Origin of the sequence: Kitasatospora setae KM-6054 (genome assembly GCF_000269985.1) — a bacterium.
Lineage (GTDB): Bacteria > Actinomycetota > Actinomycetes > Streptomycetales > Streptomycetaceae > Kitasatospora > Kitasatospora setae.
Window position 1 is genome coordinate 6,815,362 of sequence record NC_016109.1, and the last position, 20,629, is coordinate 6,835,990.

Here is a 20,629-nt window from a genome sequence, read left to right on the forward strand (position 1 = left end):
GCGGGCCCCGGGCCTCGGGTCCCGCTCGCCGGGTCCCGCTCGCCGGGTCCTGCTCGCCTGGCGCGTGTGCGCCCCGCCCGGCGTCTGTCCGGTGACGGTGCGGTGCACCCGCCGACAACCGCCACGGAATTCGCCCCGCCCCGCCGGACCCGCCCGGACCCGGGGCGGGGCGCCGCCCGGCGGAGCTGGCAGGATGGCCGCGTGGACCACGACACCGCCCCCACCCGGGCCGAGCAGGTGCGCCTGTACCTCGACACCCTGCGGGCCCGGATGAACCCCGCCGAGTTCCGGGTGCTGGGCCGGATCCTGCCCGGCGCCGTCGCGTCGCTGGCGACCCCCGACACCGACCACTTCATCGACGTCCCCGACGAGGACCGTCCCCACCTCACCTCCGAGGTCGAGGACGAACTCCTCGCCGTCCTCTCCATCGTCGCCACCGGCACCATGGAGCACCACATCGTCGACCTCGGCGACGGCGCCACCACCGCACTCGACACCGGCGCCGCCGCCGACCCGGAAGCCGTCCGCCGGATGCGCGACTGGGCCGCCCGCCAACGCGACCAGCGCGACGGACGGATCCCCGTCGAACAGGACTGAACGCGGGCCCGGAACGGGAACAGTCCCCGCACCGCCGGCGTCCGCCGCACTGCGGTGACCCGGCTCGTGCAGTGGGCCAGGCGGCAACCCGTACCCGGGGTGTCCCGGGGGTGTCCGGGAGGGCGCCACAGGAAGAACGCTGAAAGCTCGACGTCCTGTCATATGCCATGGCTGACCTGGGAGTTGGCACCCAAAAGGCGCCGCGCCGGCTCGGCGGCGGCTGTTCCGCCGGGCCGGTGCCGGGGCGAGGATCGGCCGGGTCGGGCCGGTGGCCGGCCCCTTGCCGTGAGGATGGAGAGGACCATGCGTCGTACCGTCGTCGTGAAGTCGCTCGGGGCCCTGCTGGTGGCCGCCGCGCTCGCGTCCGCCGCCGCCGCGCCCGCCCAGGCGGATCCGGTGCTGCCGCCCGCCGCGCAGGACATCGTGGGGACGGGGGCCGATGCGGCCAACGCGCTGATGGACCAGTTCTCGGCGGACTACAACGCCACCGTCACCGGCACCGGCCCGCACCTGTACAGCTGGAACGCGTACGGCCCCGGCCCGATCACCACGAAGGCCGGCGCCCCTGTCAACGCCCGCCCGGGCGGCAGCGACCAGGGCATCAGCCTGCTGGCTTCCACCACCAGCGCCACGGTGGACTTCGCGTCCTCCTCCCGGGGCCAGCTGCCCAGCGACCCGGCCACCCTCAAGTTCGTGGCGTTCGGCAAGGACGCGGTGACCTGGGCGGCGCAGGCGGGCGGCCACGCCCCGGCGAACCTCACCACCCAGGACCTGTACGACATCTACTCCTGCGCCCCCGGCAAGACCAACTGGGCGAGCTTCGGCGGCACGTCCGGCACCATCAAGCCCTACCTCCCGCAACTCGGCTCCGGCACCCGGAGCGTCTTCCTGAAGGCGATCGGCAGTCCGACCCCGGGGCTCTGCGTGACCACCGGCCCGCAGGAGAGCGAGGGCACCGACCCGGCGCTGAACGACCCGGACGTGCTCATCCCGTACTCGGTCGGGCACTGGGTGGGCCAGAGCCGGGGTCACACCACCGCCACCGACGACAAGGGCGGCCTGACCCTGCGCAACATCAACGGCGTCGCCCCGCTGACCGCCGCCGGGGCGATCAACGCCGCGTTCGCCAACCCGACGTACGGCCGGCTGCTGTACAACGTGGTCCGCGCCGCCGAGTGGAACGCCAGCCCGGCCACCACCCAGAGCACCGCGCTGCGCGCCGTCTTCGGCCCCGCCGGCTACCTCTGCTCCACCCCCGGCAAGGCCACCACCACCGCCTACGGCTTCCTGACGCTGCCGGCCTCGGCCTGCGGCGTCTGACCCTCCCCGGAAGGAGGGACGCCCATGCGTCGCACCGCCGTCGCGAAGACGCTCGGCGCCGCTCCGGCAAGGTCCTTGGTGGGGAGCCGAGTCGTGGACCTAGTTGTAGGCCGGGTCCTCGTCGTCGTTGACGTCGCCGAGGTGCAGCGGGGCCGGGCCGGGACCGTCGCGGAGCAGGTCGGTGAGGCGCGGGCCGAGCAGGCGGGGGCGGATGATCTGGTCGGTGTCGGCCAACTCGTCGACGGTCCACCAGTGGTGGCCGAAGCGGGCCTCGCCGGGGTCGACCCGGACGGCGGCGGTCTCGGCGGCGGTGAGGCGCAGCAGGCGGTACTCCTCCCACTGGCTGAACAGGTGGTCGTGGAAGGTGAACACGGTGCGGCGGGTCCAGACCACCGGGCCGAGGCGTTCGGCGGGCAGGTCGAGCGCGGTCTCCTCGCGGAGCTCCCGGACGGCGGCGGCCAGCGCGTCCTCGCCCTCGTCGATGCCGCCGCCGACGGTGAACCACCAGCGGGTGCCGCCCGGTCGCGGGTCGCGGGAGCAGAGCAGCAGCAGGCGGTCCCGGTCGTCGAGCAGCAGGATGCGCGAGGTCTCCCGGTTGACGGGCGGAGCGCCCTGGGGGTGTGACGTCATGGGTCCGACCCTATCGGCCGGACCCCGAACGTCCGGTCGGCTCGGACGAGTTGGGGTGCCGATCGGCCGCTTCCGCCCCGAACCGCCCCGAAGTGCCATGAAATGCCACGGCGCTCCCGGGCGGACGGCGGCGCGGGGCGGTCGCGGGGCGGTTCGGGCCGGTCGCGGGGCGGCCGCAGGTCAGTCGGTCTCCTCGAAGGCTTCGTGCATCGAGGTGATCTGGCCGGCGGCGTCCATCTCGTAGATGAAGAGGTTGCCGCAGATGTCGGCCGGGTGGTCGTCCGGCTTGGTGGTGTCGAAGCAGGGCAGGTGGACCTGCGCGTACTCGTCGTAGGTGGCCTTCCGGGCCTCGTAGCGCGGGTAGTGGCCGGACGGGTTGATGCCCTTGGTGAAGAAGGTGGCGGTGAAGTTGGGGGCGAGCCGGCGGTAGGAGGGGATGGTGCCGCCCATGTCCAGGAAGCGCCCGTACTGGCCGCACTCGACCTTCACCGGGTTGATCTTGATCAGCTCGCCGGGGGCCGCGCTCTGGACCACCATCATCAGGTGGGTCTTGTAGAAGGCGGCGCAACCCTTGACGTCCATGCTGGCGTTCTCGAACGCGGTCTCGTCGGCGGCGCTGACGGGCTGCCCGACGGTCGACGCGGAGCCGTCCTTGCCGGAACCCGTGCTCGGCTTGGCCGAGTTGGCGGCGGGCTTGGACGCGCTGCCGGTCGCCGCGGCGGGCTTGGACGCGGCGCCGGACGCCGCGCCGGACGCGGCGCCGGTGGCCGCACCGGACGCGGCGGTGGTCGCGCCGGAGTCCGAGCCCTCCTCCGGGTCACAGGCGGTGACGGTCAGGGCGGCGGTCAGCAGGAGTGCCGTGGCGGCGAGTTGACGGATGCGCATGCTGGTGTGGATCCCCCGTGAGATGACTTTCGGCTGTGACGGTCCGAGAACATACCAATCCGCTGGGACACCGTCGGCCCCGGGGCAGCCGCCGCGTGAGGGCGACCGGGCCGAGCAGGCGCACCGGGCCGAACGGGCCGACCGGGCCGAACCGGCCTCAGGGGGTGAAGAGTTCGTCCAGGTGCCGGGTCAGGACGGCGAGCGCCTGCTCGCCGGTGCGCTGGCCGCCCAGGACGCTCTGGCCGAGGCCGTTGACCATGGCGGCGAGGCCGGCGGCGGCGATCGCCGGGTCGCGGCCGGGGGCGAGCCGTCCGGCGTCCCGGGCGGCGTGCAGCTGCTTGGCGAGGAAGCCCTCCAGCAGGTCGGCCTGGCCGGTTCCGTGCCGGGCCAGCAGCTCGGGGTCGTTCAGCACCAGCGTGTAGTACGCGGCGTAGGTGCGGGTGATGCGCCGGCTCTCGGCGTCGGTGGGCAGGATGCAGGAGAGCACGGCGGTGACCAGCGAGCGCGGGGTGGGCGGGCTGTCGGCGGCGGCGATCCAGCGGGCCATCCGGTCCTGGAGCTGGGCGCCGAGCCGGGCCAGCGCGTCCAGCAGCAGGCCCTCCTTGCTCTGGAAGTAGTACTGGACCAGGCGCAGCGAGACGCCCGCCTCGGCGGCCACGGCGCGCATGCTGGCCGACTGCAGCCCCTGGGTGTCGGCGATCCGGAGCAGCGCCTCGGCGATCTGCCGCCGGCGCTCCTCGTGCTCGACCTTGCCGCCCGCGCCGCCGCTGCTGCTGCCGCTTCCGCCGCCGTCCGCGCTACCACTGCTGCCACTGCCACTGCCACTGCCACTGCCACCCGCGCCGCTGTTCACGCTTCCGCTCACGTTCGATCAGACCTCCCTGGTACACCCGTATCATGCCGTGATACACATGTATCATGCGCATCAGTGAGTTCCGGAACACCCGCGCCGCCGACCGCTTCCAGGCCGCCTACGACCGCGCCCTGACCACCCTCTGGCCGGGCCCCCGCACCCCGCGCGACGTCCCCACCGACTACGGCACCACCCGTGTCCTGCAGACGGGTCCGGTGGCGGGCGACGCCGCCGGGCCGCCGCTCGTGCTGCTCCCGGGCTCCGGCGGCAACGCCCTGATGTGGCACCACCAGCTCGGCGAACTCGCCCGCCACCGAAGGGTGTTCGCCGTCGACCCGGTCGGCGAGCCGGGTGCCAGTCGGCAGAGCGCCCCGATCGCCGACGGCCGGGACGCCGCGCACTGGCTGGACCAGGTGCTCGCCGGGCTCGACCTCACCGGCGCCCACCTGGTCGGCTGCTCCTACGGCGGCTGGGTCGCCCTCCGGCACCGGCTGCACCACCCCGGGCGGGCCGGTGCGCTCACCCTGCTCGACCCGGCCGGGTTCAACGGCTTCGGGCCCCGCTTCTACGGCTGGCTGATCGCCGGCGGGATGGCCGCCTCCGCCCCGCGCGCGCTGCGCCCGCGGCTGGCCCGGGCGCTCGGCAACGGCGCGGTCCTGGAAGCGGAGTTGATGCGGCTCGGCCGCGCCGCGACGGGCTTCCGGCGGGCGCTGCCCGTCCCGCCGGTGTTCACCGACGAGGAGGTGCGCCGGCTGGACGGCCCCGCGCTGTTCCTGCTCGGCGCCCGCAGCGCCCTGCACGACTCGCGGGCCGTCGCCGACCGGATCGCCCGGCTCCTCCCGGCCGTCCGGGTCGAGGTCGTCCCGGACGCCGGACACTCACTGCCGATCGACCGGCCGGGCCTGGTCGCCGACCGGATCCTGCGAACGGGCTGACGGAGCGTCAGGCCGCGCCACCCGCAAGCGACTTCTCCTCGTCCAGGGAGAGCCGGTAGGACGCGTACAGCAGCACCGCGCAGACCGGACTCAGCAGCAGGGACGGCAGCGCGCCCGGCAGCACCACGGACAGCACCGCCTGCCCCAGGACCACGGCGGCGATCCGCAGCGCGGAGTTCCGGCTGCCGCGCAGCAGTTGCCAGGAGCGGCCCAGGCCCCGGCCCTCCAGCAGGACGGCCATCGGCAGCATCGCGGCCAGCGCGCCCAGCGCCAGGCCGGCCGGGATCAGGACCGGCAGCAGCGACCGCACCAGCGAGTCGCCGTCGAAGAACAGCGCCGACGCCAGCCAGACCAGCCCGGACACGTTGACCGCGCTGGTCAGCAGGGCCAGCCGCAGGACGGGGGCGCCCTCCGTCCGCAGCGCCCGCACCAGGTCGCGCTCGCCCTCCAGCAGCCGCAGCCGGGCGGACCAGAGCCAGCCGCCGAGCACCGCGCCGATCGCGAACATCAGCACCGCCGTCGCCTGCCCGGCCGCGCCGGAGCCGGTCGCCACACCGCCCAGCACGGCCAGCACGACCAGCTGCGCCAGCTCCACCGCGAGCAGCTGCCACCAGCAGGGCAGCGCCCGCTCCTTGGCCACCGCCCACCACGTCGAACCCTGTCCCGCCACGTCCTCGATCACGCCCCGACGGTACCCGACGGGTCCCGGTGGTCGAACGCGGCGTCCACCGGCGGGTACGCCGAGGGCCCGGCCGGGGCCGGCGGCCCGCCGAGCGGCAGGGTCGGACGGGCGGCGGGGGAGCGGCGGTAGGTGGCGAACAGCGCCAGCGTGCCCGCGAGGCCCACCGGCACGGACAGCAGGTCGAACGCCTGCAGGCCGAGCCTCGAAGTGCCCCGGACGAAGAGCTCGGTGTACTGCCACTGGAGCAGCTGCCCGGCGACGAACACGCCGAACGCGATCGCGCACAGCCGCGCGGCCGTCGCGCCCCCGCCGCGCACCAGCAGCCGCCAGCAGGCGCGCACCCCGCCGCCCTCCAGGAAGGCGACCGCCGCCAGCGGCGCGGCCAGCGCGCCGGTGAGCGTCGCCGCCACGAGCAGCGGCCACCGTCCCGGTCCCCGCATCAGCTCGAAGGTCCACTCCGGCTGGAAGGCCCAGAGCAGCTGCTTCAGCTGCCACACCGAGAGCAGCACCGACCAGAGCGCCATCAGGCCCAGCTGCCGCGGCGGCACCCGCAGGACCGCCGCCCAGTCCGGCCGCGGCCCGAAGGCCAGCAGGCGCATCGCCACACCGGTCTGGTACGCCGACAGCACGGCGAGGACCACCACCAGCAGCACCTGCAGCAGCTGGTACGACGGCGTCACGTCCTGGATTACCGTCACCACCGCCAGGTCGACGACCGCGCTCCCCGCCACCACCCCCAGCAGTGCCCACCCGCAGGCCCGGCCCCGCTCCGCGAAGATCCCCCGCCAACTCGCGCCGCCCGGGCGCGCATCCTCGATGATCACGGCAGGGAGAGCAGCGTACGACCCACCCCCGCCCCCGGCCCGCCTGCGGCGCGTGCACCGACTGGATCGGGTCTGCCTCGGGTCTGCCGACCGGGATGTTCGGGGCCGCAGCGCCCACCGGCCGGCCTCCGTCCGGTGGGAATTTCACCGGAGGGCCAGACCTCCTTACGATGAACTCCCCTCCCCGGTTGCGTGGTTCGGATCGGCGGTGGACTCGGCGGAGGGCTCCTCCTTCAGGTGCTCGAGGCAGCGGGAGAGTCCCGAAGAAGCCTCGATGTGCGCGTTGGCGGACCCGGTGCGGTCCTCGGTGTCCTGGAAGACGGATTCGAAGAGTTCCAGGGAGTCCTGGTGGAACCCGAGTTCGCAGAAGGCCGCAGCGACGATGTTGCGCAGGTCCGCCACATAGGGGTCGCCCGGTCCCCAGTAGGAGATGGAGTCGGGGAGCGCGGGCTGGATGAGTTCCAGTGCGCGCTCCGGAGCCCCTTGCTTCAGGAGGGAGCGGGCATCGTGAATGTACTGCCGGAGATCTCCTCGTGGCGGGGTGACCGGGTTCCTGGAGATCTTTGCCGGCTTCTTCTCGACTGCCTCCTCCATGGGCGCGTAGGGCTCGCGGAAGATTCGGGTCGGGTCGGGGAAGTCGGCGAGGTCGGGACTTTTGCTTCCGGGCTTGGGGAGGTGGGGCCGGATCAGTCGGTTCAGTTCGTCGGCGGACCTGATGCGCGACATCGGGTCTTTCTCCAGCAACTTCATCACCAGGTCGACGACGTCGGGAGGGAGGTCGGGCCGATGGGTCGCGATGGATTCGGGGATCGTGTTGAGGTGCTGAAATGCCAGGATGGAAATGTTGGTGGAGGTGAAGGGGAGCTGGCCCGCCAGCATCTCGTACATCATGCAGCCGACGGAGTAGAGGTCGGTCTCCGGGCGGCACGGGCTTTCGTCGAAAATCTCCGGCGCCATGTACTCCCGAGTCCCCAGGTACTGCCCCGGTTCGGTGAGTCGGGGGCCGAGCTCTGGGACGGAAGCCACGCCGAAGTCCAGTACCTTGACCAGCCCGAAGCGGGTGATCATGATGTTTTCCAGCTTGATGTCGCGGTGGATGACGGATCTTTCGTGGGCGGCTTGCAGCACGTGGCAGAGGCCGACGATGATGGATGCGACAACCGGTAGTTCGAGACTTCCGAATTCCTCCATGAAGTCATGCAGGGAGGCTCCGTCGATGCGTTCCATGACGATGTAGAAGGCGCCGCTCTCGTATCCGGCGTCATGGACCGAGGCTACGCCGGGGTGATCCATTCCAGCGGTGGCGCCCATCTCTCGCTGAAATCGCTTCACCGCATTGTCGCTGGCTTTTGTGTCGCCGCTGTAGAATGTTGTCGCGAATTTGATCGCCACCGCCCTTTCGAGCTGCTGGTCGAACGCGCTCCACACCTCTGCCTGGCCGCCGCTGCCGATTTTACTGTCCAGTCGGTAGCGGTTCGCGATGTGCTGCCCTGGCCGTCGGTTGTACAAAATTCCCTCCGTGAGCCTGGTTGCCGATGTTCGTTTCACTGCTTGCCGGGGGAGGCGATCGGATCGTTCTCGGTCGGCTGCAGCGCTCCGGAGGCGAGTCCGTCGATGAGCCGGGTTGCCACCAGGCGTCCGAGCTGGCTCGCCTCGTCGAGTACGGTTCTGAATTCTTCGATTCGGCGGAAGGCCGTGCCGATCCTGCGCTGGTCGCTCAGGGAACGAACCGGGAGGTGTACGCGGGACGGGGCGAGCGGGGACGGGCGGCCACCGGTTCCGGCCCGTCGTCGCCCGGGGGTCTCGGCCAGTGAGTAGGCCAGGAACCAGGGGTCGAGGACCTCCGGATCGGGGCGGAGCACCGTGATTCCGGGCCCGGGTACGGCTCCGAACTCGATGGGCCGAGCCGGGCGGGCGCTCTCGACCGTTCCGGCCAGGATCAGGACGTCATCCGCCTGGATGGCGTCGAGGGTGCCGTCCGTCGTCATGGAGGTGGGCGGGTTGCCCAGGACCGCTTCCTGGAGTTGCAGGAGAAGGCGCGCCGGACCGTCCGGCGGCGGAGTGTCCCGGCGCGAGACCCCCCGCCACAGTCGGACGTTTCCGGAGCTGACCAGATCCTCCAGCGAGATGACATGTGCGCCCGTGGGGCCGGCCGGTTCCACGGGCGGGAGGCCGTTGGTCAACCGGGTGAGCATGGTGCGCCACTCCGTCGCGGCCTCCGTCAGTTCGCCGAGGCTCGGGGCCGGCGGCGCCGTCACGGGGATCCTGGTGGCCGGCGTGAGGTCGGTGGTGTCGTCCAGCAGATCGGTGATCGGCGCGACGTGGGCCGTTCCTGCCTCGTCGACCGGTCGGCCGTGCTGGAAGTCGAGCCACGCCGTCGTGACTTCGCGGTGCACTGAGGGCCAGTCCACCGCGTGGCGCTGGCCGGCGGCGGGATCCGTGTGCCGGGCAGCGGTGAGGAACAGCACGCTGGTGCGCGTTCCGTATCCGAGGACCCACAGATCGATGCCCATCGAGTGGGTCGAAGCCGAGCCGGGAGGAAGGCTGATGACGGCCTGTAGTTTGCCGTTCCGCACCAACTCCGCTCGGATCCTGCGACCGGACGGTCGCGAGGCGGCGGCCGGGGGCATCGCGATCACGGCCCGCCCGCCCGGTGAAAGGTGGGCCAGCACGTGCTGAAGCCAGGCGAGTTCGGGATCTCCTTGGGCCGGCAGGCCGTAGGCCCAGCGGGAGTCGTACGCCAAGCCGTCGCGGCCCCAGTGGCGTTGCCCGAAGGGCGGATTGCAGACGGCGGCGGGGGCGGAGCAGTCGGGGAAAGCGTCTGCCGTGAGTGAGTCCCCGGCTTCGACGGTGACCGTTCCGGCGCCGGCCAGGTCCAGTCGTCGGCGGGACAGTTCGGCGAGATCCGGGTCGATCTCCTGGCCGATCAGTCGGGTCGCCCCGGCTTGCGCGGCCGCCAGGAGGAGTGTGCCGGTTCCGCAGGCCGGATCGAATACCGGGCCGGTCAGCGGGGCGCCGACGGGTGCGACGAGTTCGACCATCAGGGCCGCGATCGGTTCGGGAGTCACTTCCACCTGCCTGGCATAGGCGTCCTTCCAGCGAGCCAGAACGGACTCGAAAGACGCCGCAGGGGTTTCGGTCAGGCTCAAGCGCCTTGCGATGGAAGCGAGTTCGACTGAAACCGGATCCTTCGGGTCATCGGCGACAGGTGGGCGGCTGGACAGGGTCCGGGCGAACGAGGCGAGGACGGCCGCCGGACGCGCGGGGTCGCTCAGCGCGTCGATCCGCTGCCAGGCTTCCTCGGAGGCGGACAAGTGGATCTCTTTGCCGTGGTCGCGGAGCCAGCCGACGACTTCGGAGAGGGCGAACCGGGGGCTCGACGGAGTGCCGGCCGTCGGAGTCGGGAAGTCGGGGAACCGCTTGCGCCAGGCGCTGACCGCGGCCGGCCCGACCTTGGCGATCCGGGCGACGCCCGCCGCGGTGATGGTCGCGTCTGTGGTCATCGGGACTCCTCGTGTCGCTGCTCCGCGCAGCCTAGCACCGAGTGAACTGATGACTACGTATCTTGTACTGGATTGGTTGACGTCATCAACAAGCAGATGCAACTCTATGGTTCGCCGCAGCTTCTCCGGGCGAGGGGGTACTTCGAGTGTCACAATGGCGACCGCCGCCGGGCGTGGGTGGATCATCAAGTCTCATAAGGGTTTTCACCGGATCCGCCCGGGAGGACGAGCTGGCCTGCCCGATGAGGTCGGCGCTCAAGGCTCGGCCGCGAGCCACCGTGCCGCCCGGGTCGGTGGCTCGCTTCAAGTCTGACAGTCAGGAACATTTCAATCTCGGTCCGGTCATGGAAGCGCTCGATCTGATCGAGTTCGACCACCTGTCGGTCGACCGGGCGCTCGAGCGGGTCGGCGCGCCCGCGGGCAGGCCGCCCCTGGAACAGGGCTTCGCGGCCTGGACCCGGCTCGCGGTTCACCGCTACCTTTCGACCCTTGGGCCGGAGCTGGTCCCGGTGCGGCACGACTGGGTGTTCATCAGGACCCTGGACGAACCGGACGACCGCGGCGCCCTGCGCTACGAGTTGTGCGTCTGGGGGCGCCGCTACGTCGATCCGTCCAGCCGGACGCGGGAACTGCGCATCCCCCTCGCGAAGCGGGTCGACCAGGACGAGCGCGACGAGTCGGAACTCGCGGTGATGGCGATGGTGCTGGCCGAGGGCCGACCGGCCGAACTGCCCGATTTCCGGTTCTGGAAGCAGTACGCCGAGCCGGTCGACGCGTCGGCCGAGAGCGCGGCACCACCGGAATCGGTCCGGATCACCGTGGTCGACTGCGTCAACGGCCGGGCGCAACCGATCCTGGTCGACACGCCGGAGGCGATTCGCGAGCGGTACCGGAAATCAGGGAGGAAGCGGCTGGCCGACGTCGTGACCGGCACGGAGTACCGCCCCGGTCGAGGCTGCGGGGACTGCAAGTTGATCGCCACCTGCCCGGCGCTGCCACGCGTGCCCGGCCTGCTCGGCATCGATGATCCGAACCGGGCGCGGCGTACCTGGTCGGTGACGAACGGCCGCTACTACGCGGGGAACAGCGGGAAGGGCGACGGCTGCCCCGCGCGCGACCGGTTCCACCGGCTGCGCCTCCCTCCCGAGGCCGATCGGGAATGGGGACCGGCCGTGGTCAGGGGGCACGCGGTGCACGTCCGGATCCAGCAGCAGCACGAGGCGCACCCCGGCGTCGCCTGTCGGCCGGACGAGGCGCCGGACGGAGGCGGGCCGTGGACCGCGGGCCGATGGTCGGTCTCCGGTCGCGAGGCCGACCAGGGGGCCCGGATGGTCGCCGCCCACTCCAGGTACTGCCCCTACCGGTTGTCGACCGTGAACGGGATCGTCCACGAGGCGCAGGTGACCCTGCACGATCCGGCAGCGGACGTACTGATCACCGCCCGACCGGACACGCTGTACCGGGAGGGCGGGATGCGGGTGTACCGGGAGACCAAGACGGACGTCCGTCGAGGCTTGCCGGTGGAGTCCGATCTGCTGGCGGAACGCCCGCAACTCGCGCTCGCGCTGCTCTGGATGGCGCTGACTCCCGACCGCGGCGGGCCGGGCCGGGTCGAGCTGGAGGTGCTCGGCACCGACGGAGCGAGGCTGGAGATCCTCATGGCCGATCAGCGGCACCTCGTCGAACGCGCTCGGGAGATCGTCCGCGGTCTGGTGGAGAACTGGCACGGGGACACCTCGCACACCCCGAACCCGGGGCAGCACTGCGCCCGCTGCTCCACCGCCGTCTGGTGCGGGGACCGCGCGGATCTGCCCGGTCGAACCCAGGGAGCGGACTGAAGTGGCACAGACGCCGGAGAAGCCACCGAGGGCCTGGCGGTGGGACTCGGACGACGGAGTCGCCGCGCTCCAGGACGTGGCCACGGCACTCGTCGCCCTGCACGACGTGGAGAATCCCGGGACCTTCCAACTGCCCTACCCCGCGGAGGCCCAACGCGCGCTGGACCGCTTGGCGCTCACCTGCCTGTGGCTCCGGTGCCCGCTGCCGGAGAGCGTTCCCGGTCTGATCGAATGGGGCGCCACCAGGATCCTCGACGACTGGCCGCTGCACTTGCCCGAAGGCACCGCCCATCCGGACGGCCGACTGCTGGACGAGGACACCCGGCTGCCGACCCAGCTCTGCCTCGAGTGGGCGGCGGACGCCGAACGGCACCCCGCGAACCGCTTCGACCGCCAGGTGCTCGCCTTCGCCGCGGACCGCTGCCGGGCCGAGGACGACCAGGAGACCTACCTCGCGTTCCGCCGGCAACTGGCGAAGGAACCGGTGACCACGAAGAACAAGCTGAGCACCATGCTCGGTCGGACGGACATGGACGCGGACCTGGTCAGGGACGTCCTGAACGAGGTCTACCGCCCTGCCCCGCCGGGCTCGGTCGAGAAGGGCCGGGCGGTGCTCTGCGGTCGCTGCGGGATCCTCCTGGTGCGCACCAGGCGTTCGGAGTGGCGGTGCGAGCGCGAGGAGTGCCGCCGTCGCGGTGTCCGCGAGGGGAAGGAACTCGACGCGCGTGACGGCGGCCTGCGCCAGTTGACGAGGCCCGTCCGCCAGTGGATCACCGCACCCGGACGGGTGGCGCTCAAGCTCGAACAAAGGTTGCGAGCCTGGTGCGAGGTCGAACTGTGGCCCGACTTCGGCGCTTTCGACCTGCGGCTCGTCCTGCCGGGCGGGGTGGTCTGGGCGGTCGACGTGCACGACTGGGTGGACCCGGGGCTGCTGGGTCGCCTACGCGAGCAGCCGCGCCCCGACCTCGCGGCCCATCGACGCCTGTGGGTCGTACCGAGGGAGAGCGTCACCGCGGTCTCCGGCTACCGCACCAGGTACCGCGAGGTCAGGCCCATCGGCCCGGAGTTGCTCAGCGACGCCGAACTGGTCAGCGAGGTGAAGGCGTTCGTGGAGAACGGCCCACGAGGGAGGGAAGCACCGGATGATCGACCGCAGTAGCTGGATCGACCTGATCGCTCCGGCGGTCAAGAGCGCGTGGCTTGGCGAGGAGTCGCCGCCGCGTGCCCGCCAACTGTGCCGCGTGGAAATCGGCCTGTACGCGTTGGACCGGCTCTGTCCCGGCCAGCCGGCCAAGGCCGGATGGACGCTGTTCTCCGGCTACCCCTACGCGCTGGTCGGCGCGGACTCGGCCGAACGCGAGCGGGCGCTGCGGATCCTGCGGCACCTCGGATGGAGCATGCGCCGCCCGTACGCCTGGGACGCCTGCCTGGAGAAGTACCGGGACTACCCGGAGCGGGTGCGCGGCTTCGAACTGGGCAGTCTCTCCGAGCCGCCGAAACGGCTGGATCCCGCAGCGGCGAACCACCGCTGGAAAGTGTACGAGTCCGTGCTGGTGGACACGCCCAAGCGTCACCTGCGACCGGGGCTGAAGCAGGCGGAGGAGGGGCGGACGTACCGCTTCCCGTTGCGGAACGGCACCGGCCACGTACGGATCCCGGAGAAGTTCCCCGCCTACAGCGCCCAGGGGTACGACCTGGAGGCGATCGACCGGCGGCGCCCCGGTCCGGTGGAGGTGGTCCGCGGGGAACTGCTGGAGACCGCCGACTGGATGGACCGGGAACTCGGGCCCAGCCGGGGGAAGACCTGGGTGGAACGGGTCGAGAGCATCAACTTCGACGTCCTGACGCAGGACGGCCAAGAGTACGTGGAACGCCAGTGGCTGACGATCGACGGCATGTTCCACCTCGCCGGCATGGTCGGCGCCGGCAAGAGCACGTTCCGCGACGTGCTCACGGTCCGGCTCGCGAAGCAGCGCAGGCGCGTCACCCTCGTCGTCGGGGACATCGCCGAACAGCTCAAGCTGGTGGCGCTGTTCACCGATCTGGGGATCAAGGCGGCTCCGGTCCTCGGGGCGTCCACCAGGGTGCGCAACACCCAGCGGATGCACCGCCGACTGGCCACGGCCAAGGCGCCCACCTTGCTCGCCCACGACCCGACCCGCTTCACCTACCTGAGCACCGCCTGCCCGTTGGACGCCCTGCGCAGCATGGAGGGCAGCGAGCCGCTGCTCTTCTCCGAGGCACCCTGCAGCCACCTCCGCGCGGTGGAGACGAAGGAGCCCCCCGTACCGGTCTTCGGCCGGGCCGGCCGAGCGGCCGCCGCGCAGCCCCGGGGGGACGAGGAGGAGACCGGACCCGACCGGAGCTGCCCGCTGTGGGCCAAATGTCCTCGGCACCAGGCCGCGCACAGCCTGGTCGACGCGGACGTCTGGGTGGCGAACCCCGCGAGCCTGGTCTACAGCCTGGTCCCCCGTCAGCAGAACCGCGAGCGGATCCGCCTGCTCGAACTCGCCGCCGCTCGCAGCGACCTGATCGTCGTCGACGAGGCGGACCAGGTGCAGATGCAGCTGGACGCGCTGTTCGCGCCGTCCGCGACCCTGGTCGGGCGGGCACCGGACTCGTGGCTCGACGACCTGTACAGCCACACCATCGACGAACTCGCGCGCAGGGCACGACTGCAACTGTCCAAGTCGACGGTCGACGACTGGACCTCCGCCCTCAACACGGTGAGCGCCGCCGCGGACCGGCTCTACGCCAGACTCCTCCGCCATTCGGACCTCCGGGCCTGGGTGCAGGCGGACTACTTCAGCACCTGGACGCTCCAGCAGAAACTGGTGAACAACTGGTTCGGGAACCCGGGAGGAGCCGATCCGGAATCCGAAGAGGAGTCGGAGGAGTCGGAGGAGCCGGCGGACGCGGTCGAGGAGGAACCGGCGGAGGCGGCCGGGGAGGGAGCACCGGAGAGCGCCGGCAAGACCGCCGGCAGTGCGCGCGAACGACTGTTCGACCTCTTCGAGCAGTTCCGCGAGGACCCGTTGGGAGCCAACACCACCAACGACCCGCAACTGGCCGAACTCGTCGGCATCACCCAGGACCTGCTGCACGGGCTGGCCGAAAGCGCCGTGCACCACCGGATCACCCCCCTGCTGCGCACCCTGTCGGGCCGTCCCTCCCTCGAAGAGATCACGGCGGACCTCCAGGCCGCCGGCAGGCGGCTGGACGCGGCGGAGGAACGCCGGCTCGACGAGGAGTTGAAACCCGAGATCCGCCGTTTCGAGTTCACCCTGCTGCTTGCCGCGCTTCAGGAGCGACTGGACGCGGTCACCGACCAGTGGGTGACGGTGGAGGACGAGCTCAACCTCGAATCCGCCTCCAACCACTTGGCGAAGCGCCCCCCGATCGACTACGGCCCGGTGGTACCGGAATCGCCGATGGGCAACATCCTGGGTTTCCAGTTCCTCCCCGAGGACCTGGACGACGCCGGCAGCGGCAGCGGCGCGCTCAGGTTCTTCCGTTGCACGGGCGTGGGCCGGATCCTCCTCTCCGAGCTGATCGAGTCCGCGGCGCCGATCGACGGCCCGTGCCCGAACGTCCTGCTGATGTCGGGGACCAGTTGGGCGGGCACCGCGCCCGGGGCCCATGTCCGGGCTCCGGTTCGCGCGATCCTCCGAACGCCCAAGCGTGAGCACGCCAACGTGCTCACGAGCGTCTTTCGGACCCACTTCGTGCACGGGCTCGACGGCAAGGCGCTGCACCTGTCCGGTACCAGACCGGAGGAGCGCCCGAAGATGCTGGAACTGATGCTCCGACAGCTGGCCGCTCCGGTGGAAGGCAGGAGGACCAGTGTCTTCGACGAGGAGATCCGCCTGATCGGTGATCACCAGCGCAAGCGGCTGCTGCTGCTGGTCGGTTCCTACGACGAAGCCAGGCGCGCGGCGGCCCTGATCCACAAGATGCCCCAATGGCAGGGCAAGGTGTGCCAGCTGATCGCTGACGACGCGGAGTTGGAGCCCTGGTCGTACGGCGGACCGCCGGAGCAGGACTCGGACGAAGACCACGGTCCGGCCGTCCTGCGCCGCGGTGAGGTGGCCACCTTCGGGGAGACCGGGGCACAGATCCTGGTGGCCCCGTTGATGTCCGTGGAACGCGGTCACAACATCCTCAACGACGCGGGCAAGGCCGCCATCGGCTCCGTCTTCTTCCTGGCCCGTCCGCATCCTCGCCCGCACGACCTGAACCTGGCCGTGCAGAAGATCAACAGGTGGGTCGAGGAGCAGCTGGACATCGGCGGAACGACGTCGGGCAGTGAATTCGCCCGCCTCGTCGGGGCCTCGGCCGACCTGGACGAGGCCGGGCGGGCCTTCCGGCGGCTCGGCCGGATCGAGTGGCGGACCCTGCTCACCCGCCAGGCCGCGTGGTCACGGCTGGACGACGAGGAGAAGGCGGCGTTCACCTGGGACCGCATGGTGATCATGTGGCAGGTCATCGGCCGACTCGTCCGCGGAGCGGTGCCGGCCCGAGTGGTCTTCGTGGACTCCAAGTTCGCCGAACGCGAGGCAGCCGGCCGAGGACGCGACACGCACCGCACCGGCCTGCTCGCCAGCATGCTCCACGTGCTCGCCCCGTACTTCGACAGGACCTCGGGCATCGCCCGTCGGGACAGGCAACTGGTCGAGGCACTGTACGGGCCGCTGCACAAGGCGCTGGCCGAGATGCTGGACAACGGCACCACCGCGGCCGGACCGGCCGCGGTACGACGTCAAGGAGGAGATCAGCGTTGGTGAAGTACTCGAACGTCCGGCTGGCCGCCTACCAACCCCACCCGGGTGCGGCGTGGAACGCCGAGTACCACACCCTTGTCCTCCCCCGGCACTACCGCGAAGCACTCCTCGCGCTCTACCGGCGTGGTCTGAAGCGGGATCCCGAGCAGTGCCGCAGCCTTCCGGTCGGGCGCTTCAACAGCCTGCTCCAATCGCTGCTCCCGGGGATCGTGTCGGTGGCCAAGTGGGTCGATGTCGAGGACGAGGCGCCCTGGCTCTACGCCCACGGGCCGGTCCCGCCGGAGGTGTTCGCCGCCGTCTTCACCGCCTGGGTGTGGGACCTGCGTCCGGACTCCGTGCCGCGACGCGAGGTGCGGCAGCTGATAGCCGGACTCGCCCCGGCGACCCTGCGCTGGGAACGCGGGAAGATCCCGCTCCTGGCCGGTGGAGCGAACACGGTGGGAACGGCACAGCCGGATCCGCGGCTCTACCAGCTGCTCCCGGACGCCATCGCCCAACAGGCCCTGCAGCTATCCCCGTTCAAGCACGAGAAAGGGAGCCTCTCGCTCTCCTTCCGTACGGTGGCCCGCCGTTCCTTCGAACGGGGCGCGGAACTGGTCTCCTGGCCTCCGGACCTCCACGTGGACAAGCGCGGTGAGTGGTTCTTCTCGGCGGTGATCGGAGTGACGCTGCAGACCGTCCCGTTCCACCCGCTGCCGCGCATCCACGTACGGACGGGGGTCCGGAGATGGGCCACCGGAACCGGCAGGAACGGTCTTTTCCTCCCTGCTCGTCGGGCGACGTCCGTGTTCCTGAAACCGTCCGCCCCCTGGCTGAAGGGGACCTCGCCGCAACTCGCCGGTAGCTTCTCGGTGGCTCGGATGCGGTACGACCGGCAGGCCAAGGCCGTCGCCTGGGAACACGGCGGACCGACCGGCATGCTCTCTCGCCTCACTCTCGAAGGGGATTTCCCCGAGCCCGCCGACCTGCTGTCGGATCCGGCCAGGTGGCTCCGCGGCGTATCGGGGCTCGAAGCCGCCGTGGTGCACAGCACGGCGATGGGCAGCCACGGCGTGATGCCCGGGCTGATGCCCAGGGACCGGGTGCCGCTCACCGAATGGTTCGAGAGCGCGTTCCCCGACGCGATCGGTCGGCTGCCGGACCTGGAACGAGTGACGAAGCACCGACCCGCACCGGTGAACCGGGCCCGGTCGTTGCCGGCCGATGAGGTCGGCCGGAGCGAGGAGAAGGCGAGGCGCGCCCGGCAGCGGCGGGAAGGGCTCGCCAGGCTGAACGGCGGCCGGACGATCGACCTGGACTTCCTCTGGAACACCTCGGAGATCCGGATCGCGATGGTGAAGGGACTGGAGGAGCTGCTCGGCCTGTCCGGGCCCGAACCCGAGGGCAGCGATGACCGACTCGCATGGCACACGCCCGAACTGGACGTGCGGCTCAGGCTCCAGCGGATCAGCGCGCTCGGGGGCGGGCTGCCGCTCGACAAGGCCGACCGGAGACGCACGGTCGCCATCCGGGCGGCGATCCAGTCCCGCCGAACCGAGACGGCCGCCCGCCTGGCACGGAACGCGAGCCGGGAACGTCCCGCCTTGGCGGTGCTGGAGATCCTGGAACGGGGTTCCTACGAGATCAGTGAGGCGGACCCCAAGTTCGCCCTGCGGCTGGGCTGTGGCGACGCCAGGACGCTCAGCCAGTTCGTGCTCCCGCAGCCGCCCGACAAGAACACGAAGCGGCGTGCGACCGCGCTCGAAGCGAAGGCCGTCGAAACCTGGACCGACGGGTTCCGGCAGCTCGGGCTGCGGGCGGTGCCCGAGCACGGGTTCGAGGGAGACACGCCGGAAGACCTGCAGTACGCCGCGTTCTGGCTCGTCCGGCGCCTGGCCAGCGGGCCCACCCGGGAAGCGGCACTGGTTCCGATCGCGATCCGGATCAGGCCGCAGGAAGGCTACGGGGCACCTGAGGCGATCACCGGCTGGGACGCCCGGACCGGTGAATGGGTTCCGTACGCCGAGCTCCACCTACGCCTGGCCGCGCAGGCGGTGCTACCGGTCGGCGAAGACGGCGAGGACCTCCCGGACGACGACCCGGTGGAGGAAGCGGGCCGCGGCGAGGGCGGATCGGTGCGGGACGCCCAGCGCGAGGCCGTGAGCAGGGCCGTGCAGGAGATGCTTTTCAGTCTTCGCGACCGTCCCACCCTGCTCCTCGCCCATGCCCAGAACAGCCGCCAGCTCTGGACCTGGCTCCAGAACGCGGAGATCGAACCCGACCGGATCGGACTGTACGGGCGTGAGCCGCAGCCCCTGGGTACGCAGGGGAGCGGGCTGCGCCTGGTCCGGCTCCGGAGCCAGACCGGCTTCGAGACCCCGCAGTGGTGGGGCCACGGAGGAGACGCCAGCCCGAAGGGGCCCGAAGCCGGGGAGGAGGCACCCGAACCCGCCAACAGGGCGGGAATCGCCGAAGGACTCTGGCGGCACCCGTCGGCAGGACCGGACGACCGCCTGTTCGTCAGCGCCGCAGAACGGGGCTGGGCCGGGCAGGGCGCCATCGTCAACGCCTCCAGATGGGTCACCAGGGAGATCGGGAAGAGCGGCGTCTCGAAGGTCGAGACCGGAAGGATCGCCTGGAACCCGGGGTTGCTGGAACTCGCCGTGGTGGGCTGCCAACCCGGCGACGACCCGGAGCTGTGGGCCGCCCTGACCCACCAGCTCCGCCGCACGCCCGATTACCGCTCGTACCTGGCCCTCCCGCTGCCGCTCCACCTCGCCAAGCTCGCGGGGGAGTACGTCCTGCCCGCGACAGCGGAGCCGGAAGAGGCGGACGACGCCGCTCCGGCCGCCGACGGTGGTTCCGAAGCCGTCCAACTCGCATTCGACCTCTGAGCGACTGCGCCGAGAAGCGGGGTTCCGGAGTTCCCGGCCCCGCCCACGGCGCGCGCCGACCGGATCGGGCCGCCCGGTCAGGACGCCGGCGCCCCGCGCGGGCCGGGCCGCCCGGTCAGGACGGCAGTCGGGCCGCCAGCGCGTCGAGGAGGAGGTCGAGGGCGAGGGGGTAGGCGCTGCGGCGCATGTCGGCGGCGAGGAGGTCGGCGGTGGCGGTGATGTGCGGGTGGGTGGTGGGGGAGAGGTCGCGGTAGGCGGTGTCCCAGACGCCGTTGTCGGCGCGCTGGGCGGTGGCGGGGAGGGCGACGGCGGCGGAGTCGAGGACGGCGAAGCCGAGGGCCTGGTCGATGAAGGCGTGGTAGAGGGCGACCGCGTCCGGGTCGGGGAAGCCGGCTTCGCGCAGTATGCCGAGCATGGTCTCGATGGCGCGGATCTCGTTGGCCCGGCCGGTGGTGCGGTAGGCGGCGAGGACGGCGGCCTGCGGGTGGGCGAGTGAGCTGGCGTGGATCCGCAGGCCGACCTCGCGCAGGTCGGCGCGCCAGTGGCCGGTGGGTTGCCAGCCGGCCAGGCCGAGGCCGATGAGTTCGTCGGCGACGGCCAGCAGCAGGTCGTCGGTGCTGTGGAAGTACCGGTAGATCGCGCTGGGGTCGGCGCCGAGCGCGATGCCGAGGCGGCGGACGGTGAACGCCTGGGCGCCGTGCTGGCCGACCAGGCGGAGCGCGGTCTCGACGATGGCGCGTTCGGAGAGCACGGTGCCGTGCTTGGTGGGGCGGCGGCGCCGGCGTTCGGTCTCGGGGACGACCCGGTCGGTTCGGTCGGTCATGGCCCGTGAGCCTAGGGCATCCGCCGTTATGACAACAGCATTGACGTTCGGCGGAGGCGGGGGTTTCATGGCCTCCCACCGGCGG

Annotated in this window: 15 protein-coding genes; 7 read left to right on the forward strand and 8 right to left on the reverse strand. The window is 71.6% G+C overall.

The window, feature by feature from the left end:
* Positions 1-201: 201 nt before the first annotated feature.
* Both KSE_RS29990 and KSE_RS29995 read left to right on the forward strand, forming a co-directional pair.
* On the forward strand, positions 202-597 hold the full coding sequence (locus KSE_RS29990) for a hypothetical protein (RefSeq protein WP_014139125.1): 396 nt from the start codon (positions 202-204) through the stop codon (positions 595-597).
* Positions 598-900: 303 nt separating this feature from the next.
* The gene (locus KSE_RS29995) at positions 901-1,917 is read left to right on the forward strand and encodes a substrate-binding domain-containing protein (protein WP_014139126.1); all 1,017 of its coding nucleotides are present in this window, start codon (positions 901-903) and stop codon (positions 1,915-1,917) included.
* A 99-nt stretch (positions 1,918-2,016) separates the two neighbouring features.
* Here the strand turns inward: KSE_RS29995 and KSE_RS30000 are convergent, their stop codons facing one another.
* The 3 genes from KSE_RS30000 to KSE_RS30010 all read right to left on the reverse strand — a co-directional run bounded on the left by KSE_RS30000 (position 2,017) and on the right by KSE_RS30010 (position 4,297).
* A complete protein-coding gene (locus KSE_RS30000; RefSeq protein WP_014139127.1) occupies positions 2,017-2,547 on the reverse strand; it encodes an NUDIX hydrolase in 531 nt (176 codons plus the stop codon).
* A 180-nt stretch (positions 2,548-2,727) separates the two neighbouring features.
* On the reverse strand, positions 2,728-3,432 hold the full coding sequence (locus KSE_RS43050; protein WP_014139128.1) for a hypothetical protein: 705 nt from the start codon (positions 3,430-3,432) through the stop codon (positions 2,728-2,730).
* 157 nt (positions 3,433-3,589) lie between these two features.
* Positions 3,590-4,297: a TetR/AcrR family transcriptional regulator gene (locus tag KSE_RS30010; RefSeq protein WP_231873244.1), complete on the reverse strand. Its 708-nt coding sequence runs from the start codon at positions 4,295-4,297 to the stop codon at positions 3,590-3,592.
* Positions 4,298-4,350: 53 nt separating this feature from the next.
* Between KSE_RS30010 and KSE_RS30015 the strand changes: the two genes are divergently transcribed.
* Positions 4,351-5,220, forward strand: a complete 870-nt coding sequence (locus tag KSE_RS30015) for an alpha/beta fold hydrolase (protein WP_014139130.1) — start codon at positions 4,351-4,353, stop codon at positions 5,218-5,220.
* A 7-nt stretch (positions 5,221-5,227) separates the two neighbouring features.
* On the opposite strand, the gene KSE_RS30020 is transcribed toward KSE_RS30015, so the two are convergent.
* The 4 genes from KSE_RS30020 to KSE_RS30035 all read right to left on the reverse strand — a co-directional run bounded on the left by KSE_RS30020 (position 5,228) and on the right by KSE_RS30035 (position 10,229).
* The gene (locus tag KSE_RS30020; RefSeq protein ID WP_014139131.1) at positions 5,228-5,902 is read right to left on the reverse strand and encodes a hypothetical protein; all 675 of its coding nucleotides are present in this window, start codon (positions 5,900-5,902) and stop codon (positions 5,228-5,230) included.
* On the reverse strand, positions 5,899-6,726 hold the full coding sequence (locus tag KSE_RS30025) for a hypothetical protein (RefSeq protein ID WP_014139132.1): 828 nt from the start codon (positions 6,724-6,726) through the stop codon (positions 5,899-5,901). Before KSE_RS30025 ends, KSE_RS30020 begins: the two co-directional genes overlap by 4 nt.
* Positions 6,727-6,891: 165 nt before the next feature.
* Positions 6,892-8,235, reverse strand: a complete 1,344-nt coding sequence (locus KSE_RS30030; RefSeq protein WP_051055425.1) for a serine/threonine-protein kinase — start codon at positions 8,233-8,235, stop codon at positions 6,892-6,894.
* 35 nt (positions 8,236-8,270) lie between these two features.
* Entirely contained in the window at positions 8,271-10,229 is a 1,959-nt protein-coding gene (locus KSE_RS30035; protein ID WP_014139134.1) for an SAM-dependent methyltransferase, read from the reverse strand.
* A gap of 293 nt (positions 10,230-10,522) precedes the next feature.
* Here KSE_RS30035 and KSE_RS30040 point away from each other — a divergent pair, with 293 nt between their 5' ends.
* From KSE_RS30040 to KSE_RS30055, 4 genes are read left to right on the forward strand one after another with little or no spacing between them, the layout of a single operon-like run.
* The gene (locus tag KSE_RS30040) at positions 10,523-12,067 is read left to right on the forward strand and encodes a PD-(D/E)XK nuclease family protein (RefSeq protein WP_148283177.1); all 1,545 of its coding nucleotides are present in this window, start codon (positions 10,523-10,525) and stop codon (positions 12,065-12,067) included.
* Between the two features lies 1 nt (position 12,068).
* Positions 12,069-13,226 (forward strand): pPIWI_RE_Y domain-containing protein, encoded by a 1,158-nt coding sequence (locus KSE_RS30045; protein ID WP_014139136.1) that lies wholly within the window; start codon positions 12,069-12,071, stop codon positions 13,224-13,226.
* Positions 13,210-16,851, forward strand: a complete 3,642-nt coding sequence (locus KSE_RS30050; RefSeq protein WP_014139137.1) for a pPIWI_RE_Z domain-containing protein — start codon at positions 13,210-13,212, stop codon at positions 16,849-16,851. The genes KSE_RS30045 and KSE_RS30050 overlap by 17 nt, the downstream gene beginning before the upstream one ends.
* Positions 16,848-19,721: a pPIWI_RE module domain-containing protein gene (locus KSE_RS30055; RefSeq protein ID WP_014139138.1), complete on the forward strand. Its 2,874-nt coding sequence runs from the start codon at positions 16,848-16,850 to the stop codon at positions 19,719-19,721. The genes KSE_RS30050 and KSE_RS30055 overlap by 4 nt, the downstream gene beginning before the upstream one ends.
* Positions 19,722-19,836: 115 nt before the next feature.
* Here the strand turns inward: KSE_RS30055 and KSE_RS30060 are convergent, their stop codons facing one another.
* Entirely contained in the window at positions 19,837-20,544 is a 708-nt protein-coding gene (locus tag KSE_RS30060) for a TetR/AcrR family transcriptional regulator (protein WP_014139139.1), read from the reverse strand.
* Positions 20,545-20,629 lie beyond the last annotated feature (85 nt).